Origin of the sequence: Anabaena sp. CS-542/02 (assembly GCF_028331085.1) — a bacterium.
In the GTDB taxonomy this organism is placed as follows: Bacteria; Cyanobacteriota; Cyanobacteriia; order Cyanobacteriales; family Nostocaceae; genus Anabaenopsis; species Anabaenopsis arnoldii.
The window spans coordinates 1-6,687 of sequence record NZ_JAQMTM010000141.1; the positions used below are offsets into that span (position 1 = coordinate 1).

Consider the following 6,687-nt stretch of genomic DNA (forward strand, 5'->3'; position numbering starts at 1 on the left):
AACTAGAACAGTTGGGTTATCAGCAATATTTAGAACAATCAGGTTAATTTTTATCTTAGGGAACAGGGAACAGGGAACAGGGATTAGGGATTAGGGATTAGAGAACACACCGGAAGAAACAAAATCAAGTCCCATTCCCTTGTGAAGGGAATGGGGAGGGTGGGGGTAAAACAATATTTGATACACTAATCATACCTTTTAAAACATCCTCTGAGTGCAAGTGCTTCTAGGCGTGGGATTGTCAATCTTGCAAACTACTGTGTAAAACTATCAAACTTTCCGCCAATTGACTGAGGCGGGTTTCTAGATATTGTTTGCGCCCTAAAAGTTGACGTAATTTTTGGTAACGGGCGATCGCCACGCTCACTATGGGTAATTCATCTGCTGGACAAGGACGTGACCAAACTTTACCAGCAGCATCCAAACCACAAAGATTATAACCAGTGCGGGGGGATTGATCAGAATTTCTACAAATCTCCTCTACATATTCCATCAGGCGGTCAACTTCCCCATGGCGGAGTGTCGCAGTTCCTCCCGGTTCTGGTTCTTTGACATGGGATTCTAACCAGCCATTAATAATCGGTCCTTCTAAGTAAATCTTTTGAATCTGTTCTATTATTGTTTGTAGTTCTGTTTGCCAACCAGTGATATGTTGCCCTATGTCTTGCAGTATATTCGTGGCTAATGCCGGATTAGCGCCGTGGCGATGACTACTAAAGCTAGGATGTTTAAATTTGGGTAAGTTGGGGGTTTTGCCACCCATCTGATGGGCGGGAAAGGTCTGCACACAGTGATGTTGTCCAACTAAATTCTCAACGCCCGAATGCTCACTAGGGGATACTGCGCCTAGTTCGTCGGTGTCTTTTTTACGTGAGGTAGATTCCGCCCCCCCGGTGCTAATCCTAAAGGAGAAAGACGACTTTAACGAATCACCCGCTGGGGTGGTTGTAGTACTGCGATTGCCTAAATCATGTAAAGTGGCTTCAATACGTTTTAAACCTGTTTTCATAAAAATATCCTGAAATGTCATGTTTCCAGTAGTTTGGAAGAGTTCAGAATGCAGTCGTTGGGATAACCGTTATATTAGGATACAGTTTTGGGCAAAGTCATCTTAGTTACAGGACCAGCAAGGTCTGGTAAAAGTGAATGGGCGGAAACTCTGGCTATAAAGTCTGGTAAACCGGTGGTTTACGTCGCCACAGCCACTGAAAACCCAGAGGATACAGAATGGCAACAGCGTCTTCAAGAACACCAAAAACGTCGTCCATCACATTGGGTAACGCTTTTGGTACCTGTAGAATTATCGACTACTCTAGCAGATGCCCAGCCAAATACCTGCCTTTTGATTGATTCTTTGGGTACTTGGGTCGCTAATCTTCTCGAACAAGATGAAGATACTTGGAGAAACACTCTAACAGAGTTATTGGCAACACTGCCACTGGTAGCTGCAAATATTATATTTGTGGCGGAGGAAACCGGTTGGGGTGTGGTTCCAGCTTACCCTCTTGGTCGCCAGTTTCGCGATCGCTTGGGTTCTCTTGTCCGCCAGTTAGGTGCTGTTTGTGAACCTGTTTATTTAGTTACGGGTGGTCATGTTCTCAATCTCAGCCTTTTGGGTACACCATTATGACCATCTCCTTCGGTCTGTGTCAGTTACTGTACCACTACTAAAATCTTAATTTGAAATTAAACATTCCCCCTTCAAAAATCCCCTGTAAAAATTTAAGATCATCCTATGGCAACTCAAAAAGAAGTAAGAGAGTATCTTGCCTACTGGTTTCAGTTGGGTAAGAAGGTGTTAACGGGCAACGGTCAGGCAAGTTTTTTGCCCGTACCTGTGCTTAAGGGTGATGGCTACAGTGAGGAATTTGAAGAATGTTGGCAAAAAATTATCTCTCAGACAACTGGCGAATGTTACCTTGAGGGCACTTATGAAACCATTAGCGAACTCCTAACACCAGCTTGGGAACTTTTACCTTGTGGCCGTTGTCAGATGCCAATACCCAAGCGTAACTTAGGAATGCCGGCTTTGTTATGTCCTTGCAATGATTTACCTACTTGGCCTAACAGTGAATTACCAGCGCCCCGCACCCCCGTTAATACCCAATCACATTTAATGTCAATTCGTAATCGCATTGAGAGTAATTACCGCTGAAAGGTCACCCCTCTAAATTATTGGTAGATTATTGGTAGGTTTTTTGCCGTTGCACCTCGTATAACATTAAAGCGGCTGCGATCGCCACATTCAAAGACTCTACTCCTGGACTCAGGGGTATTTTCACCTGCTGGTCTGCCATTGCAGCTAAATCTGGCGACAACCCAGCCCCTTCATTCCCCAGTAAAATTAAACTCGGTTTTCGCCAGTCTACATCCCAGTAGGTTAAATTTGCTGTGGGTAGAGTTGCTACTACCTGCATTCCGGCTTGCTGACTTTGTTTGACTGTCCCTTGCAAATCTTCAGTTACTGCTGTGTTGACGCGAAACCACTGTCCTGCAGACGCACGTAAAACTTTGGGGCTGTCTACATCTACACTATCACTACTCAGCCATAACCCCCTAGCGCCAGTGGCCGCAACCGTGCGAATTATTGTCCCTAGATTACCTGGATCTTGAATAGTTTCCAGGGCGAGGACTAAACCAGTAAACGGCACTTGAGTTTGATTAATCCGCCGTTTTGCTGTGGCAATTACACCATCTGGTTGCACGGTGGTAGCGATCGCCTCTAAAATTTCTTTACTAACGATTTCTACCCTTTCACTGTGGCTACAAGCTGCTTCCCAGATTACCGGGTGGGACATTTGCCATTCTGGCGTGCAACAGACTGTTACTAGTGGGTAATTCACCTGGCAAGCCTCCTGCAACAGGTGTGTTCCTTCCAGTAAACATAATTCTTGCTTATGACGCTCTTTCGTAGAGTGCAGCTTGCGGATTTGCTTGACTAAAGGGTTTTGGAGACTAGTTAACACAATTAGATAGTTTTGATTTTGGATTAGTCCAATCTCAAAAGAATTTCACAATCAAACACTTATGCGGAACCCGGGACTTGAACCCGGAAGCCTTGCGGCACTAGAACCTGAATCTAGCGCGTCTGCCAATTCCGCCAGTTCCGCTGGCATTCATTTTGATCAACGATTCATCATTGTCACTTAAATATTTATTTTTGTCAAGTACCATCCCTAAATTATTCTTTTAACCTAGACTGGGGTAACTCTGACCACCTCACAAAGCTTACTCCAGAATGTTTATAGACCTTAAGGAACCTGTGAATTCAAATTTATTAATACAAGATGTCTAAGAAAATGTAGACAAATTAACTCTTTACTGTAGAATCAAAACCAACTTCTAACCTATAAAATTACGTATTGTTTTTGGAGGTAGGCTTATTAATCCTTCTAGCAGCTTACCAGATGCCAAGATTTCTCAGGAAGCAGACTCCTCAGTCTTGCAAATACGGGGTAGGCATCCTTTACGAGGCCATGTGAAAATCAGTGGAGCTAAAAATTCCGCACTAGTGATTATGGCTGGATCTTTGCTGTGTTCAGGCGATTGTCGCATCCGCAATGTTCCATTACTGGCGGATGTAGAAAGAATGAGTGAGGTTTTGTCAGCTTTAGGTGTTCGCCTCACCAGAGAAGGTGACATTTTAGATATCAATGCCAGGGAAATTACCACATCAACAGCTCCTTACGAATTAGTTACCCAATTAAGGGCCAGTTTCTTTGCCATTGGGGCGATTGTGGCTCGGCTGGGGGTAGCACAAATGCCATTACCAGGTGGTTGTGCCATTGGAGCTAGACCAGTGGATTTACATGTGCGCGGACTCGAGTCCATGGGGGCTCAAGTGCGGATTGAACATGGCATTTGTCATGCTTATGTTCCAGGGAGTGGTGGTAGGTTAAAAGGGGCTAAAATTTACCTAGATAGCCCCAGTGTCGGAGCTACGGAAACTTTAATGATGGCCGCCACCCTCGCGGATGGGGAAACCATTATTGAAAACGCGGCACGAGAGCCAGAAGTCGTGGATTTGGCTAATTTCTGTAACGGTATGGGGGCTAAGATTCAGGGTGCTGGCAGTAGTCAGATTAAAATAGTGGGTGTGACCAAGTTACATTCTATCGACTACAGTATTATTCCCGATCGCATTGAGGCGGGAACGTTCTTAGTAGCTGGAGCTATGACTGGTTCAGAAATTAGTATGTCTCCAGTGTTACCAAACCACCTAATTCCAGTAATTGCTAAATTGCGGAAAATGGGTTTAACGATCATGCAAGATGCACCAGACTGCTTACGTATCCTCCCCGCATCCACCCTCAGAGCTACGGATATTGAAACTTTACCCCATCCTGGTTTTCCCACGGATATGCAAGCGCCATTTATGGCTTTACTGAGTGTGGCTGAGGGTGACAGCCTGATTAATGAATCGGTGTTTGAAAATCGGCTGGGTCATGCGTCTGAGTTGAATCGCTTGGGAGCAGATATTCGTGTCAAGGGTAATACTGCCTTTGTGCGGGGAGTGCCGATTTTATCCGGTGCACCAGTTATAGGCGCAGATTTACGGGCCTCCGCAGCATTAGTTTTAGCAGGGCTGGCAGCTGAAGGAGAAACGACATTTCACGGATTACAGCATCTTGACCGCGGCTATGATCGAATTGATCTGAAATTACAGCAACTAGGGGCGAAAATACTGCGCGTGGTTGCTGTACCACAAGATCCGGAATTAACTCCTAGTAGCAGTACTCCCCCAGCTTAAATTGGGGTAATCGGGGATCAGGGGCTATGAATGAATGGGTACTGGGGACTGGGGACTGGCACTCAGGACTCAGCACTCGTTATACTAGCTGTGGGAGGCTGTTGATCTTCTGTTTTTTCAGGTTGTTATATCATGTCCTTGTTCAAAACTCCGCTCATCGGCTTAAAAGCTGACTCCTTTCGTCATCCATTAGACCTACAAGCCACCACATCTCTCAAGCAGATACCAGGTCTGGATATGATGGTGCGAAATTGGCTCGGACCGGTCGCCGAACAGGTTTTTTATGTGGAAAATATTGCCTCCAGTGTGTTGGTGGGTGAAAAACAATTGCCTGATTTATACCAATTATTGTTAGAAGCCTGCAAAATCTTGGATATAGACCCTCCCCAGTTATATATCCGCCAACATCCGGCTCCTAATGCTTATACTTTTGCTATGCGGGGTAAGCAGCCTTTTATTGTCCTCCATACTTCTTTGGTGGAACTGTTGACCCCACAGGAAATACAGGCTGTGATCGCCCATGAATTAGGACATCTTAAGTGTGACCACAGCGTTTATTTAACACCTGTGAATCTCTTGGTCTTAGCAGCTGCAATTGTCCCCAATGTGGGTACTTTTATCGCCCAAGCCATACAAACACAATTATTAGAATGGGTACGCTGTGCTGAGTTTACCTGCGATCGCGCTGCATTACTCGCCACCCAAGACCCCAAAGTTGTGATGTCAGTCTTAATGAAGTTAGCCGGTGGTTCCCCTACCCTAGCACCACAACTTAATTTAGATGCCTTTGTCGCCCAAGCTCGTGCTTACGATGACATTAGTAAAACCGAAATGGGGGAAATGGTCAAAGCCACTCGCACATCCCAATTAACTCATCCAGTCCCAGTTCTAAGAGCTAGAGAAATTGACCGTTGGTCTAGCAGCCAAGAATATCAATCTTTATTGCAAAATCATGGAAAATCTACCAGTAAAGTTACATCACCTGGAGGATGGCGCAATTGGTAGGATAGGACAACACCAAAAAAAGGGGGAAGATTTTTTCTCTTCCCCCTTTGGGTGCTTTGTCAGCTTGTTTAAGTTTTTGGCGTAACATTTGTCTTTGCTTTTTCAGTTGGCGTTTTCTCGCAGAACCGCCCCTACCTTTATCGTTTCTCCCTTCTCTGCGGGGAGATTCCCATCTTTTCAGTTGCATTGCTTGCTTATTTGCTCGGGTTAACCTTCAACACACCTCAAGTCTAACATATATTGTATTGCTGAGAATATGTTGGAAAAGTGATGATTAGGGAACGGGGAACAGGGATTAGGGATTAGGGATTAGGGATTAGGGGAAGCAAAAACATCAAATACCATTCCCTTGTGAAGGGAATGGTACGGGTGGGGGTAAAATAATACTTGATACACTAATTACCAAGCTCCCATATGTTTTACGTATAGTTGATCTAATTCCTAATTTTAGAAGTTGTATCTGTTTAACTGACTTTGTAATTAATGGGCAGGAGGAGAATCGAACTCCTATGACCGCAAGGCCGCCACATTTTGAGTGTGGTGCGTCTACCAGTTTCGCCACCCGCCCTTAGTTTCAACTTTACTATTATATCCTATTTAACTGAATTTGCAACTGGTAAATCAAAAAAATTTAGAGGGGGAAAATTTTCGGAAATTTCTCGTCAAGGTACTTGACATTACCCCTGGTTAGGCTGCTATATTGTCATAGTGTGAATCATTGGGGCGTAGCCAAGTGGTAAGGCAGCGGGTTTTGGTCCCGCCATCCCTAGGTTCGAATCCTAGCGCCCCAGTAAATAAGGAGTAGATTAATCTGCTCCTTATTTTTTTATTGTTAGAGGATGTTTGGAAAGTATTAAACAGGTAATTTTTATATTAGGGAACACACCGAACACACCGAACACACCGAACACACCGAACACACCGAACACACC

The 6,687-nt window shown here is 44.7% G+C and carries 7 protein-coding genes and 3 tRNA genes; 5 read left to right on the forward strand and 5 right to left on the reverse strand.

Annotated elements, in window-relative coordinates; all coding sequences use genetic code 11:
- Positions 1-241 precede the first annotated feature (241 nt).
- Entirely contained in the window at positions 242-1,009 is a 768-nt protein-coding gene (locus tag PN447_RS14795) for a hypothetical protein (protein WP_271763799.1), read from the reverse strand.
- A gap of 87 nt (positions 1,010-1,096) precedes the next feature.
- Between PN447_RS14795 and cobU the strand changes: the two genes are divergently transcribed.
- The gene (gene cobU / locus PN447_RS14800) at positions 1,097-1,630 is read left to right on the forward strand and encodes a bifunctional adenosylcobinamide kinase/adenosylcobinamide-phosphate guanylyltransferase (protein WP_271731681.1); all 534 of its coding nucleotides are present in this window, start codon (positions 1,097-1,099) and stop codon (positions 1,628-1,630) included.
- 105 nt (positions 1,631-1,735) lie between these two features.
- Entirely contained in the window at positions 1,736-2,155 is a 420-nt protein-coding gene (locus PN447_RS14805; protein WP_271763800.1) for a hypothetical protein, read from the forward strand.
- Between the two features lie 28 nt (positions 2,156-2,183).
- Here PN447_RS14805 and PN447_RS14810 read toward each other — a convergent pair whose 3' ends face one another.
- On the reverse strand, positions 2,184-2,966 hold the full coding sequence (locus PN447_RS14810) for a TrmH family RNA methyltransferase (protein ID WP_271763801.1): 783 nt from the start codon (positions 2,964-2,966) through the stop codon (positions 2,184-2,186).
- A gap of 62 nt (positions 2,967-3,028) precedes the next feature.
- Positions 3,029-3,110 (reverse strand) — tRNA-Leu (locus tag PN447_RS14815).
- A 272-nt stretch (positions 3,111-3,382) separates the two neighbouring features.
- Here PN447_RS14815 and murA point away from each other — a divergent pair.
- Together murA and PN447_RS14825 are read left to right on the forward strand one after the other, a co-directional pair.
- Positions 3,383-4,750: a UDP-N-acetylglucosamine 1-carboxyvinyltransferase gene (gene murA / locus PN447_RS14820; protein ID WP_271763804.1), complete on the forward strand. Its 1,368-nt coding sequence runs from the start codon at positions 3,383-3,385 to the stop codon at positions 4,748-4,750.
- A gap of 132 nt (positions 4,751-4,882) precedes the next feature.
- Positions 4,883-5,755 carry a M48 family metallopeptidase gene (locus PN447_RS14825; protein ID WP_271763802.1) on the forward strand — a complete coding sequence of 291 codons (873 nt, stop codon included), beginning with the start codon at positions 4,883-4,885 and terminating at the stop codon, positions 5,753-5,755.
- Here PN447_RS14825 and PN447_RS14830 read toward each other — a convergent pair.
- Positions 5,724-5,942 carry a hypothetical protein gene (locus tag PN447_RS14830; protein ID WP_271763803.1) on the reverse strand — a complete coding sequence of 73 codons (219 nt, stop codon included), beginning with the start codon at positions 5,940-5,942 and terminating at the stop codon, positions 5,724-5,726. The genes PN447_RS14825 and PN447_RS14830 overlap by 32 nt on opposite strands.
- 297 nt (positions 5,943-6,239) lie before the next feature.
- A tRNA-Leu gene (locus PN447_RS14835) sits at positions 6,240-6,323 on the reverse strand.
- Between the two features lie 151 nt (positions 6,324-6,474).
- Here PN447_RS14835 and PN447_RS14840 point away from each other — a divergent pair.
- Positions 6,475-6,546 (forward strand) — tRNA-Gln (locus PN447_RS14840).
- Positions 6,547-6,687 lie beyond the last annotated feature (141 nt).